Raw genomic sequence first — 254 nt, 5'->3', positions numbered from 1 at the left:
CATGGCGTCGTCCGCGTGCCCAGAGCGGTTCGCTCGCCCTTCACAAGGTCGGCTGTCAGTGCTGCCGACTTGTTGCCGAAGCTCGCGCGAACGTGCGTGGCCACCGCCGCGATTTCCGCGTCGGAAAGGGGCGTGCCAAAGGCGGGCATCGTGCCGTTGAAGGTTGCGCCGGCAACGTCGATCTTGCCGTTGATGCCCAGCAGCAGGATGCGCGCGACGGTCTTTGCGTCGCCGTTCACCCATGCGGAGCCGGC

1 protein-coding gene is annotated in these 254 nt (G+C 67.3%); it reads right to left on the bottom strand.

All coding sequences use genetic code 11. From position 1 onward, the window contains the following. Nucleotides 1-239: c-type cytochrome (locus tag SB764_RS42535; RefSeq protein WP_410867111.1), on the bottom strand; the 239-nt coding region annotated here is incomplete at its 3' end. Between the last annotated feature and the right edge of the window lie 15 nt (nt 240-254).

Source organism: Paraburkholderia sp. SIMBA_027, assembly GCF_046535315.1.
GTDB lineage: Bacteria > Pseudomonadota > Gammaproteobacteria > Burkholderiales > Burkholderiaceae > Paraburkholderia > Paraburkholderia tropica.
This window is presented reverse-complemented; position numbering and strand designations above follow the sequence as displayed.